At 60.2% G+C, this 22,713-nt stretch carries 19 protein-coding genes; 15 read left to right on the plus strand and 4 right to left on the minus strand.

The annotated features are described in order from the left end of the window. On the plus strand, positions 1-812 hold an 812-nt coding region (locus tag PU724_RS14890), incomplete at its 5' end, for a tetratricopeptide repeat protein (RefSeq protein ID WP_426213296.1). A gap of 367 nt (positions 813-1,179) precedes the next feature. Here PU724_RS14890 and PU724_RS14895 read toward each other — a convergent pair. Beyond that, positions 1,180-1,764, minus strand: a complete 585-nt coding sequence (locus PU724_RS14895) for a hypothetical protein (protein WP_354419903.1) — start codon at positions 1,762-1,764, stop codon at positions 1,180-1,182. A 248-nt stretch (positions 1,765-2,012) separates the two neighbouring features. Between PU724_RS14895 and PU724_RS14900 the strand changes: the two genes are divergently transcribed. From PU724_RS14900 to PU724_RS14960, 13 genes are all read left to right on the plus strand, one after another. Continuing rightward, positions 2,013-2,243: a hypothetical protein gene (locus PU724_RS14900; RefSeq protein WP_354419905.1), complete on the plus strand. Its 231-nt coding sequence runs from the start codon at positions 2,013-2,015 to the stop codon at positions 2,241-2,243. A gap of 110 nt (positions 2,244-2,353) precedes the next feature. Then, the gene (locus PU724_RS14905; protein WP_354419907.1) at positions 2,354-2,551 is read left to right on the plus strand and encodes a hypothetical protein; all 198 of its coding nucleotides are present in this window, start codon (positions 2,354-2,356) and stop codon (positions 2,549-2,551) included. A 441-nt stretch (positions 2,552-2,992) separates the two neighbouring features. Next, positions 2,993-3,202, plus strand: coding sequence for a hypothetical protein (locus PU724_RS14910; protein WP_354419909.1), 210 nt, complete (start codon positions 2,993-2,995; stop codon positions 3,200-3,202). Positions 3,203-3,305: 103 nt separating this feature from the next. Continuing rightward, a complete protein-coding gene (locus PU724_RS14915; RefSeq protein ID WP_354419911.1) occupies positions 3,306-3,488 on the plus strand; it encodes a hypothetical protein in 183 nt (60 codons plus the stop codon). 446 nt (positions 3,489-3,934) lie between these two features. Beyond that, entirely contained in the window at positions 3,935-4,234 is a 300-nt protein-coding gene (locus PU724_RS14920; protein WP_354419913.1) for a DUF1236 domain-containing protein, read from the plus strand. Between the two features lie 815 nt (positions 4,235-5,049). Next, on the plus strand, positions 5,050-5,436 hold the full coding sequence (locus PU724_RS14925; RefSeq protein WP_354419915.1) for a DUF768 domain-containing protein: 387 nt from the start codon (positions 5,050-5,052) through the stop codon (positions 5,434-5,436). Between the two features lie 246 nt (positions 5,437-5,682). Next, positions 5,683-6,015 carry an ArsR/SmtB family transcription factor gene (locus PU724_RS14930; RefSeq protein ID WP_354419917.1) on the plus strand — a complete coding sequence of 111 codons (333 nt, stop codon included), beginning with the start codon at positions 5,683-5,685 and terminating at the stop codon, positions 6,013-6,015. 30 nt (positions 6,016-6,045) lie between these two features. Then, on the plus strand, positions 6,046-6,735 hold the full coding sequence (locus PU724_RS14935; RefSeq protein ID WP_354419919.1) for an aquaporin: 690 nt from the start codon (positions 6,046-6,048) through the stop codon (positions 6,733-6,735). Next, on the plus strand, positions 6,732-7,154 hold the full coding sequence (arsC, locus tag PU724_RS14940) for an arsenate reductase (glutaredoxin) (RefSeq protein ID WP_354419921.1): 423 nt from the start codon (positions 6,732-6,734) through the stop codon (positions 7,152-7,154). Before PU724_RS14935 ends, arsC begins: the two co-directional genes overlap by 4 nt. 64 nt (positions 7,155-7,218) lie before the next feature. Continuing rightward, complete coding sequence (locus PU724_RS14945; protein WP_354419923.1) at positions 7,219-7,539, plus strand: ArsR/SmtB family transcription factor; 321 nt, start codon at positions 7,219-7,221, stop codon at positions 7,537-7,539. Positions 7,540-7,592: 53 nt separating this feature from the next. Further along, complete coding sequence (locus PU724_RS14950) at positions 7,593-8,981, plus strand: NAD(P)-binding protein (RefSeq protein ID WP_354420160.1); 1,389 nt, start codon at positions 7,593-7,595, stop codon at positions 8,979-8,981. Positions 8,982-8,994: 13 nt separating this feature from the next. Then, the gene (locus PU724_RS14955) at positions 8,995-10,194 is read left to right on the plus strand and encodes an MFS transporter (RefSeq protein ID WP_354419924.1); all 1,200 of its coding nucleotides are present in this window, start codon (positions 8,995-8,997) and stop codon (positions 10,192-10,194) included. Between the two features lie 668 nt (positions 10,195-10,862). Next, positions 10,863-12,026, plus strand: a complete 1,164-nt coding sequence (locus tag PU724_RS14960; RefSeq protein ID WP_354419926.1) for a hypothetical protein — start codon at positions 10,863-10,865, stop codon at positions 12,024-12,026. A gap of 44 nt (positions 12,027-12,070) precedes the next feature. On the opposite strand, the gene PU724_RS14965 is transcribed toward PU724_RS14960, so the two are convergent. Together PU724_RS14965 and PU724_RS14970 are read right to left on the minus strand one after the other, a co-directional pair. Continuing rightward, positions 12,071-14,875, minus strand: coding sequence for a BPTD_3080 family restriction endonuclease (locus tag PU724_RS14965; RefSeq protein ID WP_354419928.1), 2,805 nt, complete (start codon positions 14,873-14,875; stop codon positions 12,071-12,073). 5 nt (positions 14,876-14,880) lie between these two features. Continuing rightward, positions 14,881-18,126, minus strand: coding sequence for a site-specific DNA-methyltransferase (locus PU724_RS14970; RefSeq protein WP_354419930.1), 3,246 nt, complete (start codon positions 18,124-18,126; stop codon positions 14,881-14,883). A 119-nt stretch (positions 18,127-18,245) separates the two neighbouring features. Here PU724_RS14970 and PU724_RS14975 point away from each other — a divergent pair, with 119 nt between their 5' ends. Then, positions 18,246-19,217, plus strand: a complete 972-nt coding sequence (locus PU724_RS14975) for a hypothetical protein (RefSeq protein WP_354419932.1) — start codon at positions 18,246-18,248, stop codon at positions 19,215-19,217. Positions 19,218-19,267: 50 nt separating this feature from the next. Here the strand turns inward: PU724_RS14975 and PU724_RS14980 are convergent, their stop codons facing one another. After that, positions 19,268-22,660: a TM0106 family RecB-like putative nuclease gene (locus PU724_RS14980; protein ID WP_354419934.1), complete on the minus strand. Its 3,393-nt coding sequence runs from the start codon at positions 22,658-22,660 to the stop codon at positions 19,268-19,270. Between the last annotated feature and the right edge of the window lie 53 nt (positions 22,661-22,713).

The following is a 22,713-nucleotide window of genomic DNA, read 5'->3' on the forward strand; positions in this document are numbered from 1 at the left end:
TGGAACAGGCAGAGATCGAGCGGGCCAAGCGCAAGCCGACCGAGCACCTTGACGCTTACGACTACTATCTGCGCGGGATAGCAAGCCTCCACCAGTTGACCAGGGAATCCACCGCAGACGCCCTTCAATTGTTTTACAAAGCCATCGAACTCGACCCTGAATTCGCCTCGGCATACGGCATGGCCGCGTTGTGTGCCGTCATGCGCAAGGCGAACGGCTGGATGACGGATCGCAAGCAGGAAACCGCCGAAACCGAGCGCCTGGCTCTGAAGGCCGTGGATTTGGGCAGGGATGACGCGATCGCGCTCTCACTCGGCGGGGAGGCGCTCGCGTTTGTCGTGGGCAACTACAATAGCGGGGCAGCGTTCATTGATCGCGCGCTTGCGCTCAATCCGAACCTGGCGACCGCGTGGCTATTCAGCGGCTGGGTCAGAGCCGACCTCGGCGATACGGAAACCTCGCTCCGGCACCTGGCGACCGCGATACGCATGAGCCCAGTCGACCCGTTCATGTTCGATATGCTGAATGCGGTTGCAGTGGCTCATCTCTTGGCTGGTCGATTTGAGGAGGCATCATCTTGGGCGGAAAGGTCGTTGCGGGAAAAGCCGGATTTTTTGGCGTCGTTGCGCTTTGCGGCTGCAAGCTATGCTCACGCCGGCCGAACCGAGGATGCGCAAAAGGTCGTGAGCCGAATTCTCGCCCTCGATCCTGGCGAACGAATTTCCAATCTCGCCGACGTCGTTTCAATCAGGCGTGCGGCCGATATGGCTCTGCTTGCAGAAGGTTTGCGAAAGGCTGGGCTGCCGGAATAGCATGAGGCGCAAAGCGAACGTCGGAAAGCCTCGACGGGCGGTCTTCGGATGATCTGAAGGAGGCCAACTGGGCTGTAGTCTCATGTCTCCAAAATCGTCGAACGAAGAAGAGCCCGAATATGCTCTGGCGGGTCGAGTTCGCCACGCGCCTCGATCTCCAAGAGATATCGGCCTTGGCCTGTCGTGATCGCGACTGCTGCCATCCATCTCATGTATGGCCTTGCCGAACGCGGCGTATGCCGTCATACGCACCTCAATCAACGCCTGCACTTCGTCGGTTGACGCTGGGTCTCGACGCGCTCCCGCTGTGGCACAAGCCTTCGCTGCCACTGTTGAGCCGAAGACGGCGGTGCTCCGCCCAGCCTGCCTAATTGATCCGCTGGATGCGGCCCTTGTCGAGACGAAACACCCCGTTCTGGCCGCCCTGCTTCTCAAAGTCGGTTTGGAGATCATCCCAGGTGCCAAGATACTTTCCGCAATCATCGCAAGAAATCGGCGTCTCTGGACCGGCATCAGCAGGAATTCTCAGCCTGATGGTGAGGCAGTAGGGGCATTCCAACCGATGATCGAGATATTTCGGGGCCATCGACCAGTTCACCATCTGCTCTGATTTGCGCTGGGTCCCGCGCTGGCCAAGCGTTAGAAGCTCGCTCGCCAAAAGACGTGGTGGTTGGTCGTGGAGGGAAGTCGCAAATCGCCCGGCCACCCTGGTTTCCGCTTCGTGCGCAGCAAAAATGCCGCTCGTACCATCGAATTCCATCGGGATGTGAAACATTTGAGCCGTGTCCAGGACTATCTCCTCAATGTCCTCAAGGGCGATATTCTCCGAGTGATGGCGACGCCTGACTTGTTCCGCCACGACCGGAACGTTGACAATGCCAAGCTTCTGGAACGCCTCAGTGACACTCGCCGTGACGTCGTCCAGTAGGGTTTGTGAATAATGGTAGCGCATGGTGACCTCTTGTCCTCCGGACCGGGTTACCCTCACCTTCACCATGCGCGCTCGCGAAGCGGAGCACAAGTCACAAAGCATTAAATAAACTAATATTTTCAATAAGTTAGTACTTACGGCAGAAGCTGCCCTTAATGCATTCACCTCATCAATCGTACAGACCCAAGACGATGGTCATGCAACCTTTGGAGTGTTATGCTCATTATAAGCCAACTACTCATTCGACGCTTTATGGGTGAGGTCGCAAAATGCCGCAAATCGAGAGACCTGTACGTCTTCAAATAATGTTGTCGCAAAGGGAAATTGATGCGCTGGAGAACTGGCGCTTTGAAAGACGAATGCCAAGCCGAGCGGCAGCGGTGCGTGAGCTGTTGAGGCGGGGCCTAGCTGCTGAGGGCTTTCTCTTGGCGGATGGAAATATCAAATCTCAGGATTTTGGCATTGTCGGTAGCAGAAACGGACAGGGAGATGCCAATTAGGACGCTTCATCGACAAGGTGAAACTGGCCCAGGATCACGCATGCCTCGATGCAGGATTGGGGAAGAGTTAGCGTAGTGCGAAGTTGGACCTATATGCTAAAATCTCACCGATGGACCAACGAACCATTGATAGAGCGCTCGTCCTGCTCAGGCAGTATCGCGACACCCTTGTAATGAGCTACGCGCCAATAGGGCCTGGTGGCGTTCCTGAGATACGCACGCCAGCACAGGCGGCTGATCCGCTCGAAATAGCCGCGCAGGAAGATATCGCCTCGCTCGATGCGGTCATCAAAGAGATGTCGACCTAACCTCACCGACGGAAGCAACAGGCCAAAAGGCCCGCCGCCAAGGAGTTAGCGTCGGGCAGTTCAGGGTTACCGCAGATGGAGGGGATAATTTCCTGCGACGGTTACCAATGGATTGGCGGGCCGTTGTTTCCTCTGGTCAGACCTATGCGTGCGGCCATCGGACCTCGGTCGCCAATCGGCTGGGTCGTGAGGCGAGCGCGGGTTCGCCTTCCCCGAAGGTGTGCCTTGCGGCCCGATCGACTGGGCGCAATGTTCATGTGCTCCGGCACCCCTCAATGCTGGGGTATGATCCGCCTGCGGCTTCCTCAACCGAGCAGACCCGGCTATGTCCGGCTCGCGGCTTACGGCGGTGACATGACGGGCAAACCAAGATGGCGATAGGAGTAACGGGCGGGCCAAATTTCTGCTGGAACATTTCGGACGGTAAGCCGTTGCGAACCCATGCCAAAACAGCGTACCAACGACAACGCCTCATACTTCGAATTCGACGTAATGCGCGAAGCGTTCAACCGCTGGGTGGATGAGGACAAGGTTCCTGAAGACCAGTGGCGACCGCGCGCAACGAAGCTCGTTCGTATTGTGACAGGCGATGACTACGTCGACCCTAACGTGGTCGAATGGATTATACGAAAAAGTCCCGGCGCCGATTAACTTGCACCCCACCCCTTTCAGGAGAGTTGAAAACTCCAAGGCCGCCGACCCGAACACCGACGCGCATCTAGTTCCTGGCCAGATGTCCCTGTAAAATGCCGCGATGAAGCGCAGCACGATCTATGCCGTCTATCACCCGCCCGTGTTCGGGCTTCCATTCCTCGCCGTGGTTCTAAAGCCCGACGGCACGACAACGTGTCGGCAGTTCGCGACCGTCGATGAGGCGCGCGCCTTCAACAAGTTGATGGCGCAGGCGGATCCATCAAGCGGCAAGACGCAGCATTAAAGGAAAAGCCCCAGCACTGAGGGGGATCAGCACCGGGGCTTGTTTGGGCATGTACGCAATACCCTGCATGTCCACGTATGAGCTTGCGCTACTATCGTGAACGAAGGGTGAAGCGCTCACAGTGACCCGCTGGTGCCACCTGCGTTCCTTTATCCTCAAATCGGATCTCGAACACACCGTTCTGCCCTTCCGTCCGTGGGCTAGGACTTCAGTCGCATCCGACTGGGACCGTAGCCCGATTTCCGGAACGATCGCGTTGAAGGGCCGTTTGCCTGAAGGTCCCCGAAAGGAGCGCAGGCGATGGAAATGGATAATCGGAACTGCAGCGTTATGGAAGCCAGATGGCTTCTTGCTGTTCCCGCGTCGTTGGTCGTTACGGTCCTTTTGGCCGGCCTCTTGCTGACATGAGTAGCCAAGCTTTGGCTCGCAACCCTAGGAGAATGACTATGAGAATCCATCTTGCCGCAGCCGCTGCAGGGTTTTTGCTACTCGCCGGTCTCGGTGCGGCAGCCGCCGATACCGTGGTAATCCAGCCGGAACAGGAAACGGTCATCAAGGAATACGTGAAGAAGCAGCCCCTGGCCTCATTGAAGCTGCCGGGAGTAGAGCTTAACGTGGGAACGGCTCTGCCCGAGACGGTCGAGCTTCATGAAGTTCCCAATGTGAAATACCGCTACACTGTGATCGACAACCGGACCGTCGTCGTCGATCCGGAGACACGTAAGGTCATCAAGATTATCCAATGATCGATGAGCCCCGGCGCGGAACAAACCGTTGTTGGGCCGTTTTTCAGAAGAGGGCAATCGCAGTTGTCTAACCTGTCTGTACTGGCCCGTTACCTTTCCGGTAGCGGGCCATTTTGTCAGCCCTCGTGGCGGGCTATATCGGCCGGATGAGCAAGGGCTGGACGTTTCAATCCCTGATCGATGCGAAGATGACGGTGACGGCCTTCTGTCACCACGCGCCGTGCAATCACAGCCAGAAGCTCGACCTCGCCAAGCTCCGCGATCGTTCGGCCCGGATGCTCCCGCGATGGCGGACGACATCATTCTAGTTGAAGTGTGCCAAATGCGGCGGCAGGAATGTGGGGACGATATACCCCTGACACCACCCCCAACGCCTACGGTAAGGCCAAGCGCAGCTAGTCGACATGTCGCGCAGCGGCTTCTTGCGTGTCAAGAGATTGCTAATATATGCGAACGGCATAGGAACAAACGATCGCCGCCCTCGTTGGAAATGCTGGCCGGATGCCCTTGTGTCCCAACCCCACTTCCGGCCATTGCCTTGAGAAAGCCAGGCCCGCTGCTGTCCCCTCGGCAGCGGGTTTCACATTAGCGCAACACTGTGGGCGGAAGACCTGGTGCTAATGTAGCAGCCTGGAACCTTTCCCTCAAAACCAAGTTAAGAAATTGGACGGCGGTTCTTTCCCTACCTGAGAGCGCGCCGCGTCGGGATGGTTTACCGCCTGTCACCGGGAGGGTGAGGGACGCCGGGACCTCCCGAAAAAGAGCCCGCCCAGCTGACATCGGGAGCGGGCTCTTTCATTGACACTTATCGCAAAATGAGCACACGCGGCATCAACTTCTTCGACAAATGGATGGCAGAGCATCTGCCGGACGCGACGACCGACGACCCGGCCGCGATAAACGATCTAACCGACCAAGCGATGGAAGCGGCCGAACGGGAGGGCATCGAAGTACGCGAGATTTATGAGGAAGTCGGCAGCGTTTTCGAATCGATCGCGGAGGCGATGCGGCACCGCGATGGTAGTTTGCCCGAGGCCGATCTCGTCGCCGTTGATCTCTTGGCCGGCCGGTTAGCCGACGAGGCAACCATCTCAAGGGAGCAGGCCCGCGATCTAATTGGGCGTTTCGGCACCGATTGGGAAAAGCTGCTCAACGAAGCTCATTTTCTGAAAGAGCTTGAAGGCCGGCGGGGGCAGGAATAAATCCCTCATAGGTGAGGCGACCCATTCACCAGGATCGCCATGACATAGCCCAGTTAGCGGGAAATGATCGCTCCAGCGGCGCCCTTCTGCATTGGTGACGCTCGTGCAGGAAATGAAGACCGCCAAGCTGGGCTTTGACGGGAACCATATGTCGTCTGAGCTTCCCGAACTTGGTCCTCGTGCTCCCTTGTCATCCAACCGTCACGCTTCGGGCCTATGCATCCACAAATCTGGATGGGTGGATGCATGGACAAGACTGCTGCTCTGCTCGCGTTGGCCGGGCTTGGCCAGGACACAAGGCTTGAGGCTTTCCGGCTGCTGGTGCGAGCGGGTTCGGAAGGCGTCCCAGCCGGCGAAATCGCATCCCAGCTCGGAACGGTGCAGAACACCATGTCAGCACATCTGAAAGTCCTCGACCGCGCGGGCCTGGTTCGGGCCGAACGCGAAGGCCGGATCATCCGGTATGTCGTCGACTTGAACGCCTTTCGCGATCTGCTGGCCTACCTGATGGAAGACTGTTGTAGGGGTGCCCCGGAGCTATGCCAGCCGGTCATCCAAGCGGTGACCTGCAGATGCTGACGACCTCAATCTCACCGGAGCCTCGACACCATGTCCGCTGACCTTCCGCGAAGGCTCGCTGCCGAAGCACTTGGAACTGCCATGCTGGTCGCGGCTGTGATCGGGTCCGGGATCATGGCTGATCGGCTCACCCATGACGTTGCGCTCGCCTTGCTGTGCAACACCTTGCCGACCGGCGCGATACTGGTCGTGTTGATCACCATCCTCGGCCCGATTTCCGGTGCGCACTTCAACCCGGCGGTCACGCTCGTGTTCGGCTTGCGGCACCAGATCGGCCGCGACGCCGCGCTGACCTACATGGCAGCCCAGGTCGCTGGAGGCATTCTCGGCACGCTGATGGCTCATGCAATGTTTGACATGCCTCTCTTCAGCCTGTCCACCACGGTGCGCTCGGGGGCTGGCCTTTGGATCGCCGAGGCCGTCGCGACCTTCGGGCTCGTCTTCACCATCCTTGCGGGTCTCCGCTTCCGAGCGGATGCCATCCCGTGGCTGGTTGGGCTCTACATCGTGGCCGCCTACTGGTTCACGGCTTCGACATCGTTCGCGAACCCAGCGGTGGCCGTGGCCCGCGCCCTCTCAAATACCTTCGCGGGTATCCGGCCGTTCGACGTCTCCGCCTTCGTCGCCGCTCAACTTGCTGGGGCTCTGGTCGCTATGGCGCTCGCTGGCTGGCTTCTCGCTGAACCCCAAGCCTTCCCGAAAGTGGAACCCGCCGAATGACCATCACCATCTATCACAATCCCCAATGCGGCACTTCGCGGAACACGCTGGCCATGATCCGGCAAAGCCGCGAAGAACCCGAGATCATCGAATACCTGAAGACGCCCCCTTCGCGTGCCAAGCTGGTTGAGCTGATCGCAGCCATGGGTATCACTCCGCGTGCCCTGCTGCGGGAGAAGGGAACACCCTTTGGGGAGCTTGGGCTTGCCGACCCGAAGTGGTCAGACGATGATCTGGTCGACGCCATGCTCAATCATCCGATCCTGATCAACCGTCCAATTGTGGTGACGCCGCTGGGTGTGGTCTTAGCGCGCCCATCCGAGGCGGTGCTGCCGATCCTGCCCAATCCCGACATCGGCCCCTTCACCAAGGAGGACGGCGAGGTTGTGATCGACGAGAGCGGCAAGCGGGTCGTCTGACCGTATTTCGATCATTGTCGAAATAGGTGTTGACCTTCCGGTGTGGCGGATGCAGTCTATTTCCATGAAACTCGAACAAGCCGCAAAACAGCTCGAAGCCATCGGCAACCCGACGAGGCTCAAGCTCTATCGCACACTGGTCAGAGCCGGCGAAGCCGGCCGGCCGGTGGGATACTTGCAGGACACCCTTGGCATCGCGGCCTCGACGCTCTCCCATCACCTGCATCGCCTCATCCTGACTGGGCTCGTGACGCAGGAGCGTCAGGCGACGACCCTAATCTGTCGGGCCAACTATCCCATCATGCGCGACTTGATCGGCTTCCTGGCTGACGAGTGCTGTGCTGACGTAGCTTGCGGCGCGGCGGAGAACGACGCGGCTGCTTAGCCTCTTTTTTTGCCTTGTATTTCGATGATCCCGGAAGGATGGAAACAATGTCAATGAATGACCCTAACGCCCTCCCTGTCGCCATCATCGGAGCCGGCCCGGTCGGCTTGGCGGCTGCCGTCCAGCTCATCCAAAGGGGGCTTTCGGTGAAGGTCTATGAGGCCGGCGCTGGCGTCGCCACCAATCTCAAGGACTGGGGCCATGTCCGGGTCTTCACGCCTTGGCGCTACTGTGTTGATCAGGCGGCCCGAAAGCGTCTTGAAGAGAGCGGCTGGGCGCTACCCGAGCCCGAGGCTTTCCCAACCGCTGATGAACTCATCGCCCGCTACCTTGAGCCGCTCGCCAAGCTCCCTGAACTCTCCTCGTCCATCGAAACCAGTGCGCGCGTGATTGGTGTTTCCCGCTGGGGCGCAGACAAGGTCTTGAGCAAAGACCGACAGGCGCGACCGTTCATGCTGGTGGTCGAAACCGGGCAGGGCATTAGGCGCGACAGTGCGCGGGCCGTCATTGACGCCTCAGGCACGTGGCAGACGCCAAATCCACTTGGGGCCGGTGGTGTCCCGGCGGAGGGCGAAGCGGAGTTCGCGGACAAGATCGCCTATGGCATTCCAGACATTCTCGGCCGCGACCGCACCCTCTATGCCGGACGCACCACGCTTGTTGTCGGCTCGGGCCATTCGGCCGCCAACGCCCTGCTCGATCTCGATAGGCTGGCTGAGGGTGAGCCCGGAACCGCTTTCATCTGGGCGACACGCGGCGCCGATCTGGTTCGCATCTACAGCGGTGGAGACTTGGATCAACTGCCTGCCCGTGGCGAGCTTGGTTCTGACGTTCGCGAACTGGCGGAGAGCGGGCGCACAAAGCTCGTCACTGGCTTCGCGACACTGGCCATCCGAAGCTCAAACGGCCGCCTGATAGTCGAAGGTCAAACGAAGGACGGCCTACAAATGCTCGGGCCTTTCGACCGCATCATCGCAGCGACCGGCCAGCGGCCCGATTTGTCCCTCACGCGCGAACTCAGGCTTGACCTCGATCCTTGGCTTGAAGGCGTCAAGGCGCTGGGGCCTCTGATCGACCCCAATGAACACTCCTGCGGCGACGTCCCCCCGCACGGCCATCGCGAACTCGGCCATCCCGAGCCCGACTTCTACACCGTCGGCGTCAAGAGCTACGGCCGCGCGCCGACCTTCTTACTGCTGACGGGGTATGAACAGGTGCGGTCGGTCGCGGCAGCTCTCGCGGGCGACATGGCGGCTGCGGATGCGGTGCAACTGGTGCTGCCCGAAACAGGCGTCTGTACGGTTCCACAGTCGACCATACGCGCGACCGCTACCGGATGCTGTGGTGGCCCCGCTCCTTCCGAGGCTGATGCCTGTTGTGTCGCCGATGCCGAAGCGAAAGCCGCTGGCAAGGGTGGCTGCGGGTGCGGCGTGGCAGCCTGACCGCATCACGCCGATGGAACGCAGCCGCCGAACGATCATCACCGTCCTCGGACTGACCCAGATCATGGCCTGGGGGTCCACGTATTACCTGCCGGCGGTGATTGCGCCGAGGGTCGCCGCTGACACTGGCTGGCCGCTGCCTTGGGTCGTCGGTGGATTGTCGCTCGGCCTGCTCGTCGCCGGGCTGATATCACCTCGCGTCGGCTCGTCCATTGAGCGCCACGGCGGCCGCAACGTTCTTGCGTTCAGCGCCGGCTGCATCGGCGTTGGCCAGATCGGGCTCGCGGTCTCGCCGAACCTCGCCGCCTACATCGCAGCGTGGCTCGTTGTTGGACTTGGGATGGGGGCGGGCTTGTACGATGCCGCCTTCGCGACCCTCGGCCGGCTCTACGGGCACAGCGCGCGCTCGGCTATCACAACCCTTTCGCTGTTCGGCGGCTTCGCCAGCACTATCTGTTGGCCGATCTCGGCCTTCCTGATGGGCGAGACGGGCTGGCGCGGCACATGCCTCGTCTATGCTTCGGTCCAGTTGTTGTTCGCCCTGCCCCTCTATCTCGGAATGTTGCCGCGTGGTGTGCCGCTGCCCGGCCTCACAGACCGACCGGGGAAGGCGCAGGTTGGCACTCCTGTTCAGCCGGACTCAGTTCCGATCATGGTCGTCCTGGCTGCCACGCTGACCTTGGCGGCGGTCATTTCATCGACGGTGTCAGTTCATCTGCTCACCATCTTGCAGGCCAGCGGCATGGCCCTCGCCGCTGCCGTTGGGCTCGGGGCACTCGTCGGCCCCGCTCAGGTGTCTGCGCGTGCCGTCGAGATGGTCATCGCCCGCTATCATCATCCCATCTGGACGAAGTTCGCGTCGGTGAGCTTCGTTGGCATCGGCATTGGTGCGCTCTTGGTCGGGGTTCCGGTGGTGCCTGTGGCGCTGGCGTTCTACGGTGCCGGCATCGGTCTCGAAACGATAGCGCGGGGCACGCTGCCGCTCGCTCTGTTCGGCGCTGCGGGATACGCGAGGCTGATGGGACGTCTCGCCATGCCCAGCTTGATGGCTCAGGCAGCAGCGCCGTCTGTTGGAGCGTTATTGTTGGAGCACGTGGGCGCTCACGGCACTCTCGCAGCTCTCGTTGGTTTGGCGCTGCTGAACATCGGGCTGGCGTGTAGCTTGGGCTGGCTGATCTTCCGTCGTCGAACCGTGCAGGTTCAAATGCGGTAATGCTTCACGACGGCCGGGCCGTCACGAGTTTGGACCCCATGAGCGCCGCCGGCCAGTTGCCTTTTGGAAGGGGCTTTGACGACCAAAGGTTGTCGCGCTCTCACCCGGCGCGGAGCAGACCCGCTGTAACCCTCCGCCCAGAAGCGCCCTTTCTCCGTGCCGGGTCACACCCTCGCAATCCGCCATCGCAGTGCCTGTAATGTTGAAAAAGCGGTGATTAAACAGGATGTTGGCGAACACGCCCACATTGCGCCCCACAGTGACAATGTTCGAAGGACACCAAAAAAACCAGGAAAAACAACCGCTCAACCGGCGCGCAATGTGTGCGCTTTTATCTAGCCATCGGTCTTCGGTCGTATTTCCCAGGCCTCACTCGGTCGCACCAAACCTCGCTCTGCTACCCGGCAATGTCCGCCGGCCCCCTGCCGTGCGAGGAACTACGAAAGGAGGCAGATGCCTTCCCGAGCGTCACCTGATGTTCACCGAGAGCGACTCTTCAGCTGCAGCCGATCTGCGGCCGCCTCGATGATGAAAGCGCATTCCTGGCACGATCGAGGGCGCGTTGGAGTTGCCAGATTTGACCTTAGATCGCACTGGCCGGCCTGTCATATCGACACTGCGAAGGCGTGCCAAAAGCAGCCCGGTTGAACAAATGGAGGTAAGCCGACGTGTGGCAGAAAGACATTCTTGTGTTGCCCGACGATCTGATTGCGTTCGCCTGGTCTGCACCGATGCGGGACTTGGCGGCGAAGCTTGAACTGTCCGACGTAGGGCTGAAGAAGCTGCTGACGCGATGTGGAGTTGCGTCGCCCCCGCAAGGATATTGGAACAAAATCCGTGCCGGAAAGAAGGTGCCAGCACCACCCAAAGCGCCACCGCGACGCCCCGGTGAATTGGGCCGAGCAAGTGTCGACGCTCGCTTCAAAAAGGTGCTGTCGATTGCCGCCCCTCTGGCATCCAACGGGCCATTTGCGTCCGCTCTGGTTCCAGAAGACCTCGACGAACTCCACGCACAGGAATTGCAAGCGATTGGCAAAGCTTCTGTCCCACAGACGCTGGACAGGCCTCACAAAGGGCTCGTTCAAATACTCAAGCAGGAGCAGCGCCGCCGCGATAAAAATGCAGAACGCGAGTGGACCTTTGACGAACCCAAGTTCGACAATCCACTAGGCAAGCGACGACTGAGAATCTTCAACGCGTTGTTTTTGGCGCTCAGCAAGCGCGGGCACGACGGTGGTGCCTACGAGCGCGATGGAGAAATTCACGCGGGAGCAGCCATCGGCGACACCCATGTTGGTTTGGAAATTGGAATAGTCGGTAGCCATCGCACCGTGCGTCAGCAGGGGTACCTGCGGCCGGCGCCAGACCTGCCAGCATCAACCCCGCTTGCGCTGCGGATCGATCCGGGTTTCGACCGCAAGAATACTGTTTCTTGGCAGGATGACGGTGACGCCAAGCTTGAATCAAGAATGGCTGAGATTGCGGCTGCGATCATCGTGGCGGGCGAGAAGAAGTTCCGACTTAGCTTGCGGGAAGCCGAGGAGCGCGCAGAGCGGGAGCGGATTGAAAAGGAGAAGCAGCGCCAGGAATGGCTCGTCCAACTCAACCAAAAGCGCCTGCAGAACCTGCGGACCAGCGGCGAGCTGCTACGTCAAGCTGAAGACATTCGCGCGCTTGTTGAGCGCGTCCGTCGCGCGATCGATGATGGTTCAGCTGATATCGATGCCTCTGCACTGGAAGAATGGCAACGTTGGGCACTCGCAGAGGCAGACAGGATCGATCCAGTGCGGTCTGGTCAAATTTTAACGCATCTCAACGAGCCGTCATTCTGACAAGCGCCCGACAGATCGCGGCTATCAGATCGCGGAACAATGGGTCACTGCGCTATTGCGCCCACGCGAGAAGCATTGGCGTGCTCGGCGATAATGTCCTGCACATCGCTGGGCTTGAAGGCGACGTCCCAAGCCCACTGGCCAAACCCACCACTCCCATTGATCGATTTGACCCACTCATTAAGTGCGTCGCGCTTGGCCTTGTTCTGCGCGCTATCCGTTCCCTTGATTTCGAGCGCGAGCATCTTGCCGCTCGATAGTCGCAGAAGGAAGTCGGGCACGTATCTGCGACGCGAACCGGCCCACAAGTACTGAATCTGGAAGCCCAAATGATCGTTTTTGGCGTAGGCGACGACATCATCACGGCTCTCGAAAACGTTTGCCGCATGACCTTCCCACGAGGAGTCCCCGACAAGGTGGCTGATATGCGACTTGAACGCCAAAAAGCAGGGCTTGGTCGTATACCAGGTCCGCATTTGACCGGTGGCGCCTATAGGGTTTTCCTCGTCAAAGACCGGGGTGAGCCGTTCCGTGTTGTTCTCGCTGACGTAGCGCAACACATGTTGAACGACGAGATCGATGTTTAGCGCGATGAGAATCCGTCGACGGAGAGGATCGGAATGGAAGAGTGACGGAATATCCAGCAGCTTGGAATTCAGGAAGCTCTCAACGATGCGAACCAGTTGCGCGGCAAGATACTCCTCCGTTCCCGAGAAGCTGTGGCGTAGTTCAGCGAAGCCTTTACGTGCTGCCTGAAATACCAATCTCTGCAGGCGGAAGCCATCCGGAAGGCGTTCGAGATCGATTGCAGTGACCTTGCCCATGTCCGTCGCACCACCCAAGGCCGGCGCCAGTTCGGCGCTGATGGGGGTTGAGGAGGGATCAAGCACGAGGGCCGGCACCTCGTCCCATGCCATGGTCAACTGAGGCTTCACCACTGTTTCGATCCGTAACACGTTGGGCCACTTTATCTCGAGGTTCGCCCTTTCCGGGATGACTTCGATCTGGGTGGTCGGCCTGGGCGGTGGAGGCGCGTCCCCACTTTCTCCCGTTTCGGAAATGGACAGCGGAACGCCGAAGACGTTCACATACTCTGGCAGGAATAGCCCATTCTCATCGGTATCGTAGGAAACCCGGCGCAGCCCGCGGCCGACGACCTGCTCGCACAGCAACTGCGACGTGAACGCGCGCAAACCCATGATGTGTGTCACGTTCTTGGCGTCCCAGCCCTCGGACAACATCGCTACAGAGATTACGTTCTGCAGTTCCTGGCCGGCAGCCCCGCGCTTACCGACATTGTCCACGATCTCGCGCAGCAGCTCTTCCTTCTTCATACCGAGAAGCTGCTGCTTTCGAGTTTCTGGTAAGTCCGCAACCTCGATGATGCCCTTCAGCCTGTTCTCGTAGTCCTTGTCCGACGTGGCGGCTTCGCCGATTTCCGCTTTCTCAAGCACCTTAGAATCAACGCGCAAGGTCTTGTTCGGGGCATGCAGCTCGGGCCAGTGCGAGTCGCCCTTGTTGAAATAGTGCTCGACCCGCGCGGCCGTCTCGGTGCGGTTGCATACCGTCAGCATCACTGGCGGGGTATGATGCCCGGCATCTCGCCACTGCCTCTGCGTCTCGCGCCAGTCGGCGCCGAGAAGCGTATAGGCGTCCTGCACCAGTTTCGGCAGCGCCTCGTGCGACGCGGCCTTGGCCCTGTTCAGATCCTCGGACACCGACGGGTCGCGGTAGATGTGATAAAGTTTTGACCGCAGCGTCCTGGCGTCTGGCAGGGCATCGTCCCGAACCACGACGCGCGGCGTCTTGACCAGCCCGGCCTCGATCGCATCGTTCAGCCCGAAATCGGAGATGATCCAGTCAAACAGCGCCGTGTCCGTGCTTTTCTTGCCGGTCGGCGCAAACGGGGTAGCGGAAAGGTCAAAGCAGCGCTGGATGCGGCGCGTCTTGTGTATGCGGTCCAACCCCTCGATCCAGCGCGTCGCCTCGTCAAGATCGATGCCCTGTTCGGCCGCCAGCTTCTTGCTGATCTTCACCTCAGGCGGTTTGCGATAGGCGTGGTGTGCCTCGTCGTTGATGACGACGATATCCTTGTGGGCGGCCAGCTTGCCCAGCACACGGCGGGTGAACGCCTCGTCAGACTCCCGGCCTTTTCTCACGATAGAACGCTCCGGCTCCTTAAGCGGCATCAGCGTGTGCCAGTTCTCGATCAGCACCTCGGCCTGGTTCAGCTTCTGTCGCAGCGCTTCCGAAGGGCAAAGGTTGAACTCGTCGTAATAGCTGCCCTCGGTGGGCAGCAGCACCTGCAGGCGCTCCTTCACCGTCAGGCCGGGCGCCACGATGAACACCGCGCTGCCGAAATCCTTGTTGCGCTTCGGATAGGTCAGCGCGTTCAGTACCTGCCAGGTGATGATCATCGCCATCACCGTGGTCTTGCCGGCGCCAGTCGCCATCTTGTTGCAGAGCCGTTCCCACGTCCCGCCATCGCCCGGGATCCCGATGCCCTGCTTGAAGGCCTCCGCGCCCTCGACCCACCAGATCAGCGTTTCGATCGCCTCCAGCTGGCAGAAGTAGAACGGGCGCTGGCGCGCCTCCTTGTCGTGCCAGTGTTCCAATAGCTTGCGTGTAACGATGGTCACCCCAGGCCAGCCCGCCTCGCGCCAGGCGTCGACACGTGTACGGATGGTGTTGACCAGACCCAGCACCTCGGTCCGCTTGGTGTTGTTACGGGCGTCGAAGACCTCGTAGCTCGCGGGGCGTCGCTCGGGCTGGATCTCGAGCTTGCCACCCTTACCCTCGACCCAATGCCGGGCCGGGCTGACGAAAGGCGTGTTGATGATGAGGGACATTGAGTTCAGCCCTCGAGCGGCATGATCTTGAGGGATTCGATCCCGCGGTCATCAACGATCTTTACCGCGATCCGCTGGTTGTCGCCTGCCGCGAAGGGCAGCGACACGGTGCCGTGGAACTGCTCCAGCAGATCCTCGTCCAGTTCGGAGCGGACCGTCGCCTTCAGCCGGTTCCAGCCGCCCTTGGCATCTGCCATGGGAAAGAACACCTGATGCGGCATCAGCGACCGCTGGTCGTAATCGGTGTCGAGCGACCACATGGCGATCTGCTTTTTCCCGCCCGACACCAGGTCGCCCGCCTTGGGGTCGAAATAGTCGAAGCCGTTGACCTCCACCTCCCACATCCCGTCCTTGCGCTTGCGCAACTCCACATCGGGCTGGCCCATCAGCCAGAAGGACTGGTTCGACGACCGCGCCTTTTTCAGATCCTCTGTCAGAAGGTCGGTGTTCATCTGCGCTTTCAGCAGCGTGACGCCGGGCCAGTTCACCTCGTCGATGTCCTTTGCCGCCTCGGGGTCGAAGGTGAAGGCGCAAAACAGGATGAACTTTGGCGCGGGTCGCAGGGTTTCTGCTTCAGAGAGCGCCAGTTCGACCTGGCGCTGTTCCAGGGCCGCATGCTCTGGGCCAAAGCTGACGACGACGCGTTCGCCTGTCTCGGCCAGCGATCCGCTCGCATGGATGTATTTCAGGCCCGGGAGCGTCTCAAACTCGGCGAAAGTCAACATCGCACCGCCCTTAGCGCGCACACCAGTCTTCAAAAGTTCGTCCCGCCAAAGGGATTGGCGTGAGGTCTCACCGGTACGCGCGATGCTGTCGTCCGCCTCGGCGGGGGGCAGGCTGTCGTCGAGCGACAGGACGGTGGGCGCCGGCACCGCCTCGACCGAGAAGGGGCCGGTTATGCGCAGGCGGTTCCGGTCGACGCGGGGCTTGTCGTAGAGCGTTTCCTGCTCGGCGTGATCGGCGATGGACTGGTCCATGCGCCGTTGCATTGTCTGGCGGGCGGCGTGGAAGGCGTCGAAGGGGGCATGGGTGGCCTTGGACCAATCGCCCGGGCAGTCAAACGGGACCTCCCATTCCAGGAGCCTCTCGCCCTTGGCGAAGCTTACTGGCTTGCCCTTACGCGCTCCTTGAGCGGCTTTCAAAGCCTTCGGCGGAGTGGCGATCAGCGCAGCGTTCAGACGGCCCAGCGCCGCTTCGATCTTGGGGTGATCCTCTTCATAGATCGTGTCGATGTCGGGGTTGTTTGCGATGGATTTCAGTGTGATGTGCGGGACGGTTCCATAGTCGAACCCTCCCTTCAGCCTCTCATGGGGGTAGCGGAGCGCGTAATACTCGAAACTGGCGGTCATCAGCCGCTGTTTGGCTAACGTGATGGCGACGCGTGATGTGTCGCAGGTAATCCAGCGTCGTCCCCATTTTTCGGCGACGAAGGCGGTGGTGCCCGAGCCACAGGTAGGGTCTAGTACCAGATCGCCGGGATCGGTGGTCATGAGCAGACAGCGCTCAATGGCCTTTACATTCGTCTGAACAACATAAGTCTTTCTCTCGCCAAATCCGCTCGATCGCGTATCGTCCCAAATATTGTTTCTCGGTTTGTATCCGAAATCGCCCAAATACCTCGCAAAGCCAAGTGTCTTGCCGCTTGCGGTAAGCCGGTTCGCTCTATTGAGGCGGTTAAGGCCGTTCAAATCAGTGCGAAACGTGCCTCCGCTGGGGGTGAAGGTGCTATGTTGGAATTGAAACTCCCGAAGATCCTTTCCTTCAGCCGGTCTTTGGTTAGTGATTGGGTTTGGGCGAAATGGCTTCGAGTTCGCCGGAAGCTCCTGAATGCCGAACACCTCATCATTGGAAAGCCGTCGGCGAAATCCGTTCGCCAATTCGAGCATACGCAGGTTTTGGTCGTCCTCAATCGAGCGCGGCTCATATGTCGGATTGTATTTCGCCTTCGACTTCTCCTTGGCGTACCAGAGGGAAAAGTCGTTTGTTGTGTCGAGGCTCCCGCTTCCCTTTCCTGTAGTCTTCCGAAATATGATCTCAGATATGAAGTTCTCCGACCCGAAAACCTCGTCGAGTATCGCCCTTACTCGGTGAACATTCTCATCCGAGATCTGCACGAAGACCGACCCGCTCTCGCTCAGCAATTCCTTCGCCAGCACCAATCGGTCCCGCAGATAAGTAAGGTAAGAATGGATCCCCAATTCCCACGTGTCGCGGAACGCCTTGATCATTTCGGGTTCCTGGGTCAGATCTGCATCTGAGCGATCCTTAACATCGCGCTTGTTTGTAAACGGCTGAAAGTTCGACCCGTATTTGATCCCGTAGGGCGGATCGATGTAGATCATCTGAACCTTTCCCGCCATACTCTCCTTCGTCAGCAGAGAGTTCATCACTAGGAGACTGTCGCCCGCAACGAGGCGGTTCGACCAGCCCTTTTCATGGCTGTAGAAATCGAGCGCTTGGCGCAGCGGCAGGTTTTCGAACGGCGCGGAGAATAGGTCCGGTTGTTGCCACTGTGCCCCCGCATCCTTACCCTTCAGACGCCTTGCCGCATTTCCCAGGATCGTTGCCGGATCCACGCGCTCATGGACGTGGAGTGAGACGGTATCGACCTCGAAGGAAGTCCGCTCGGCCTTGCCTGACCAGTGGAGGTAGGGCTGCTGGAGCCGTTTGAGCTCGGTCAGAGCGTCCTTCATCCGCTGGAGGTCGTTGCTGGCCAACGCGTCGTCGATCAACTTCTCGATCCCGGCGCGGGCGCTGTCGAAGTTCAAAATAGGGTCCAGATGCGGATCATAGGCCCATGCGGTCTTATCTCCGTCAGGGTCGGTCCCGGCATGGACCATCCCGACCTCTGGATTGTTTACGCGCGTCTCGCCATGTCGATAGCTGAGCACCTGGATCGGTTCGCCGGAACGGCGAGCGTTCCTTTTGGCGGATTTCGTCCTTTGAGGTGATGTGGATTCTTCGGTCGGTATCAGCTCGAACCCATCGTCGTGTTCATCCGTATCTTCAGCGTCTTCACCGCCCTCATCTTCATCCATCACCCCCTCGACGATCCGAAATATCGATCCGCTTCGCCCTCGTGCTCGGCCGAGGACTCCCTCGTTCACTAGGGTGTCGCGAGCGCTGATATAGATATCCTCCGACAAGCTAGGCACATGCTCGCGCAGCAGAGCCAGCATGGCTCCATTGTCTATCGACGACCCGTCTTCGGGTGTCAGGGTGAGGATCAGGTCGGCTAGGCTGTCGGACATGGCGGCTCATCAGCACTTGTGGAATGACTTGTTTTTCATGACCCTAACCGGCGAGTCTTGTATGTGCACGCTCGAATTTCGTTAATACTCAGGTGCGCTGAAATCGAACTGGAAAAGTCATGCTGTACGATCGGATCATCAAGCAGGGGACGATCAACGAACCGGGCGGCAAACCTGACCCGCAATTTGCGCTGCCATCGACAGTTAACTGGATGCGCGCGCTGCAGATCCTCGTCCAGGACAGTGGCCTAAATTTCAAGACCGCCGATGCTTTCTACGCGCGTCAGGGTAAACGCAACATGGACACCTTGGTGGAGAATACGGTTCTTGAGCAGCTCTTCCTTGGGTTGCACCATCTGTCAGCTCTTGAGCAATTCCGATCGGGAACAAAAACGTCAGACTTCGCACGCGTCGGCATCCTTGCTTGGTACTACGGCATTGCCAATGCTGCCAGTGCCATGACCGCCGCGCAGTCCGGATCATTTCAGGAGGACCACGCCGGCACAGCCCGATTGTGGGATACTGAAATCGCGGGCCGCGGTATGGCGATGGAACCATTCAACTGGCGGGTCAGCAGCCTCGTCGAGAAGACGTACAAATCAGAGATTGGGACTTACAAAAGGGGAAGTGGCGGCAGGCTTCTGATAAAGCCTAGCACCAAATCTGAGGCCCTGGGCGTAGCGGCCGAGTACCTTTCGGGATCAGCCAATTGGTACGCATGGCGGTCCAAAGAAGACCTCATGAGCACGTCAGAATTCAAAAACCTAGGCGTCAACGACTTTCGAACGAAAGCTGCCCAGGCGCTCCGGGACGCCCGGTTGAGCCGGAAAAGCGTCGGCTTCATACACCAAGCATCTCGATACAGGGGAAAAGCCAATTACCGTGAGGCGCTTTTCCTCGCATACGGATCAAGCACCGAAACGCTTCTCACAGGGTTCACAGATGATCTTTGCGGTGTCTTGCGGGGCTTTTTGGCTATGGCTGGTGCTTTCGCGCGGCGAAAAATTGGATCCAGCTTGTGGTCGGAGTTCGTTGCCGATGTTGATGCGAAACGTTCTTTTTCGACCCGCGCCGCCGATATCTGGGTCTAGTCTGACGTGGCGGCCCGCTGCCATCTATGGAGGTAATTCGCGTCGGGAGCCTAAGGATCGACCACATCTGCCATTTCTAGATAGCGGCAGAAGCCATTGGCGAGCTGCATCTGGCGCGGCGTTCGACATTCCGGCTCGAACACGTCCGGATTGGCCACGAGAATGCACAGTGCCTTTGCGCGGGAGGTGGCCACATTGAGGCGGTTCGCGCTGTAGAGGAACTCCATGCCACGCGGAGCGTCGGCATGACTGGAGGTCGTGATGGAATAGATCACGATGGGCGCCTCCTGTCCCTGGAACTTGTCAACCGTCCCCACCTTGGCGCCGGGGAGGCGCGCCTGAATTTCAAAGACCTGCGCGTTGTAGGGCGCGATAATCAGAATGTCGTTCAGGGTGAGCGACGCGTCGTTGCCCTCCCGATCGCGCCACCGTGCGCCCGAAGCAAGGATTCTTTCCACAATATTGCGGATACGGTCGGCCTCCTCCGGGCTGGAATTCTGGTTCCCCATGTGACTCACCGCAACATAGCGCAGGCCGCTGCCGCCAAGCGGGCCGTCCATCAGAATTGCCTGGTTCTCCACACCAGGGCGGGGACCGAGGCGGTTTTCGTAAAACAGGTCGGACGTGAAACGACAGATGTCGGGGTGGAGCCGCCAAGTCTGGTCGAGGAACAAGCCCTCGTCCTCGGCGATCGTCTGCCGTCCTCCGAGAAGGTGGTCGAGGGCAGAGATCTCCGTACCCTCGGGGTGCGAGCCCTGCATCGGCTGCTCAAGCTGCTGCGGATCGCCAAGCAGGACAAGGCTGGCTGCGGCCGGCGATATGGCAAGCACGTTGGCGAGCGACATCTGCGCGGCCTCATCCACGAACAGCACGTCGACCAGGCCAGCCGCATCGGGCCGGGCCCACAGGAACCCCGTGCCGCCGAGGACGTGGTAGCCGGTTTCAAAGGCGTCGAGGGCTTCGGGGTTTTTCGTCGTGAAAGTGAGGTGCGGGTCATTATCTTCCGCATCCGTGACCTTGTGCAGGCACTGCAGGTCGAAGTCTTCCTTCGCTGCTTCCTCGGCGGCCTTCGCAAGCAGATTGCGAATGACCTTGTGGCTGTTGGCGGTCACCCCGACGCGAAGGCCGGCCCTGACCAGCGCAAGGATCGCGTATGCGCCGGCATGGGTCTTGCCCGCGCCTGGTGGTCCCTGGATGGCGAGCACGCCCTGCAAGGCTGGGACAAGTCGACAGGCCGCATCGCCCGCGCTCTCGCCCGGCTGGCGCAGCACCGCGCCGCCGGCATCGGGTGGAAGCCGCAGCAGCAGATCACGCGCGGCCTTGTGGGCGCCAAGACCGCCGATGCCATGATCGGCCACGTACTCACCGATCTGCACCAGGGACTCGGCCAGAACGCTAGTGTCGATGTAGGTATGGGCAAAGATACCTTCGGGGTGAAAAACGGCAGTGTCGCTCCGCTTCTTGATGTCGATGAAGCGATGTTCCAGGTCGACGGCCTCGACTTTGCCGAAGCGTTCGCCGCCGACGCTGCGTAACTCCTCCCCACCGCGAAACTCAACGTCCTGTTGGGTAAATCGATAGCGGTGGATAGGGGCCTTGACGGTTCCGCCCACGGTGTCCACGAACTCGAGGCCGGCGATGCCCGCCCGCTCGTCTTCCAACTCGTCCGCGGACAGCGCCGCCAGCCGGAAGTATTCCCACCAGATCGCCTTCTCTTCCCGGCGATGCCAGTCGAGCACGTTCGCCAGCACGTAGAGGGCCTGCTGCTCGGCGCTGCGCTCCGCTGCGTCCACAGGAATGCCATCGGTCAACTTGGCTACTACTGCACCTATCCGCGCCTGCCAGGCAGTAACATCCGGCGGAGCGTCCTCTTCAGGCGGACCCGGCCGGGGAACCTGCACGCCTGAGTCTAGGGCGTCCGTGCGCAGATCCTCCAGCCAGTCCCGAAGCCGCTGCGTCGAGACGCAATCGTCTTGATTGTAACCCGCAACGATGGCCCGATCATCCGCATTGATGCCGCCTGCATCCCCGAGCTCTAGGCAGGCCTGGACTTTGCTCAAGGCATAGTTGGCATCGGGCAGCGACACGGCGCGTGCGTACTCGTAAAGCGGCTCCAGCCTCTTGATGGAATAACTCTCGACGCTGGCGCGGATGGCGTGGCGGACCACCGCGTAGAGATCGACCAGGACCTGCCCACGCAGCAGGGTGTCGATCTCTTCCTCTCGCGTCGCGTAGCGGCCCATCAACCGTTTGAGCGCGCCCACCTCATAGGCCGCGTAGTGATAAATATGCATGCCGGGATGGTGCGCTCGCCGCTCGATCACGAAATCGACAAAGCGTTCAAAGGCGGCTTTTTCATCGGCCTGCGTGAGGCACCAGTCGGCGACATAGGTGATTACGCCCTCTGCGTCCTTGAAGGCATAACCGAAGAGATATTCGAGGCCTCCATCGCCGACGAAGGGGTCGCCTTCGAGATCGAAGAAGATGTCGCCATCGTTGGGCTCCGGCAGGCGGCACAGACCAAAGCCCGGTTCTACAGGCAGCGCTTCATGGAGCAACTGCCCGGCCACGCGCCCCGCAACCTGGATCCGGGCCTGCTCCCGGATCCGATTGTAGGACGAAGCGGCGCCGCGCTCGGGCTTCCACGGCAGCGGAAGGGGGAGCTCGGCCAGCGCGGTCATGTTGGCGACGTCGTGGTCGGCGAGCTCACCGCGCTGAACCGCCGTGATCCCTGCCACGAGGGAGAGGTGATCGTCCTGGTGGCGCTGATCGTCGCATCGATCCCGCCAGCGGCAGATGTCGCAATGAGCGACCGGCTCCGGATAGGTGCCGCCGTTTCCGTTCAAGGACGCGGCGAAACGTTTCCGAACATTGCGGTAGTAGGCGGCATAGTCGCTGATCCGAAAGACCTCCGGCTCGAAGCCGGTGAGGGGCGCGATAACGTAGGCATGTTCTGGCACGAGGCCCTGCACCTGCCCGACGAGGTCCGAATAGAGGCAGAGCTGCAGTACCGTCCCGCCCTTAGTTTCACGGGCGAGCTTGGTGTCCACAACTTCATAGGACCAGGCGCCGAGAACGCTTGGTGTCTCGACGCGCCGGAGGATATCTGCCCGGCCCGTGAAGGGCGGGGAGCGCAGCGCGGCCTGAACAATGATCTGGGCGCCGGATCGCATCGCCTCGATCGTGGCGGCCACTGCGTTGTCATCGACGCCCTTGCCACCGATGACTGCGACCGCAAAGCCGGACGCGCGCAGGTGATCGACATAGGCAGCCTCGTGCACGGCGCCCCGCTGCTGCAGAATCTCGAGCAGCGGATCCCAGATCTTCGGCTTCTCAAGCGCGCCGTCTGCCACCCGAAGGTCAAGGGCAGTCAGGTGGCCGCAGTTCAAATGGCCGACCAGGTCGGAGGCGCTCAACTGTAACTTGGAGCCGATTCTCAGCATCAACAAAGTCTACGCGAGTTAGCGGCAGTCCGGCAATTGCGAGCGTGCCGAAC

Source organism: Mesorhizobium abyssinicae (genome assembly GCF_049887195.1).
GTDB lineage: Bacteria > Pseudomonadota > Alphaproteobacteria > Rhizobiales > Rhizobiaceae > Mesorhizobium > Mesorhizobium abyssinicae.

Bases quoted from the DNA above. Each gene is read 5' to 3' on its own strand.
- PU724_RS14895 (WP_354419903.1), bottom strand. From the start codon at position 1,764: ATGCGCTACCATTATTCACAAACCCTACTGGACGACGTCACGGCGAGT.
- PU724_RS14900 (WP_354419905.1), top strand. From the start codon at position 2,013: ATGCCGCAAATCGAGAGACCTGTACGTCTTCAAATAATGTTGTCGCAA.
- PU724_RS14905 (WP_354419907.1), top strand. From the start codon at position 2,354: ATGGACCAACGAACCATTGATAGAGCGCTCGTCCTGCTCAGGCAGTAT.
- PU724_RS14910 (WP_354419909.1), top strand. From the start codon at position 2,993: ATGCCAAAACAGCGTACCAACGACAACGCCTCATACTTCGAATTCGAC.
- PU724_RS14915 (WP_354419911.1), top strand. From the start codon at position 3,306: ATGAAGCGCAGCACGATCTATGCCGTCTATCACCCGCCCGTGTTCGGG.
- PU724_RS14920 (WP_354419913.1), top strand. From the start codon at position 3,935: ATGAGAATCCATCTTGCCGCAGCCGCTGCAGGGTTTTTGCTACTCGCC.
- PU724_RS14925 (WP_354419915.1), top strand. From the start codon at position 5,050: ATGAGCACACGCGGCATCAACTTCTTCGACAAATGGATGGCAGAGCAT.
- PU724_RS14930 (WP_354419917.1), top strand. From the start codon at position 5,683: ATGGACAAGACTGCTGCTCTGCTCGCGTTGGCCGGGCTTGGCCAGGAC.
- PU724_RS14935 (WP_354419919.1), top strand. From the start codon at position 6,046: ATGTCCGCTGACCTTCCGCGAAGGCTCGCTGCCGAAGCACTTGGAACT.
- arsC (WP_354419921.1), top strand. From the start codon at position 6,732: ATGACCATCACCATCTATCACAATCCCCAATGCGGCACTTCGCGGAAC.
- PU724_RS14945 (WP_354419923.1), top strand. From the start codon at position 7,219: ATGAAACTCGAACAAGCCGCAAAACAGCTCGAAGCCATCGGCAACCCG.
- PU724_RS14950 (WP_354420160.1), top strand. From the start codon at position 7,593: ATGAATGACCCTAACGCCCTCCCTGTCGCCATCATCGGAGCCGGCCCG.
- PU724_RS14955 (WP_354419924.1), top strand. From the start codon at position 8,995: ATGGAACGCAGCCGCCGAACGATCATCACCGTCCTCGGACTGACCCAG.
- PU724_RS14965 (WP_354419928.1), bottom strand. From the start codon at position 14,875: ATGTCCCTCATCATCAACACGCCTTTCGTCAGCCCGGCCCGGCATTGG.
- PU724_RS14970 (WP_354419930.1), bottom strand. From the start codon at position 18,126: ATGTCCGACAGCCTAGCCGACCTGATCCTCACCCTGACACCCGAAGAC.
- PU724_RS14975 (WP_354419932.1), top strand. From the start codon at position 18,246: ATGCTGTACGATCGGATCATCAAGCAGGGGACGATCAACGAACCGGGC.
- PU724_RS14980 (WP_354419934.1), bottom strand. From the start codon at position 22,660: ATGCTGAGAATCGGCTCCAAGTTACAGTTGAGCGCCTCCGACCTGGTC.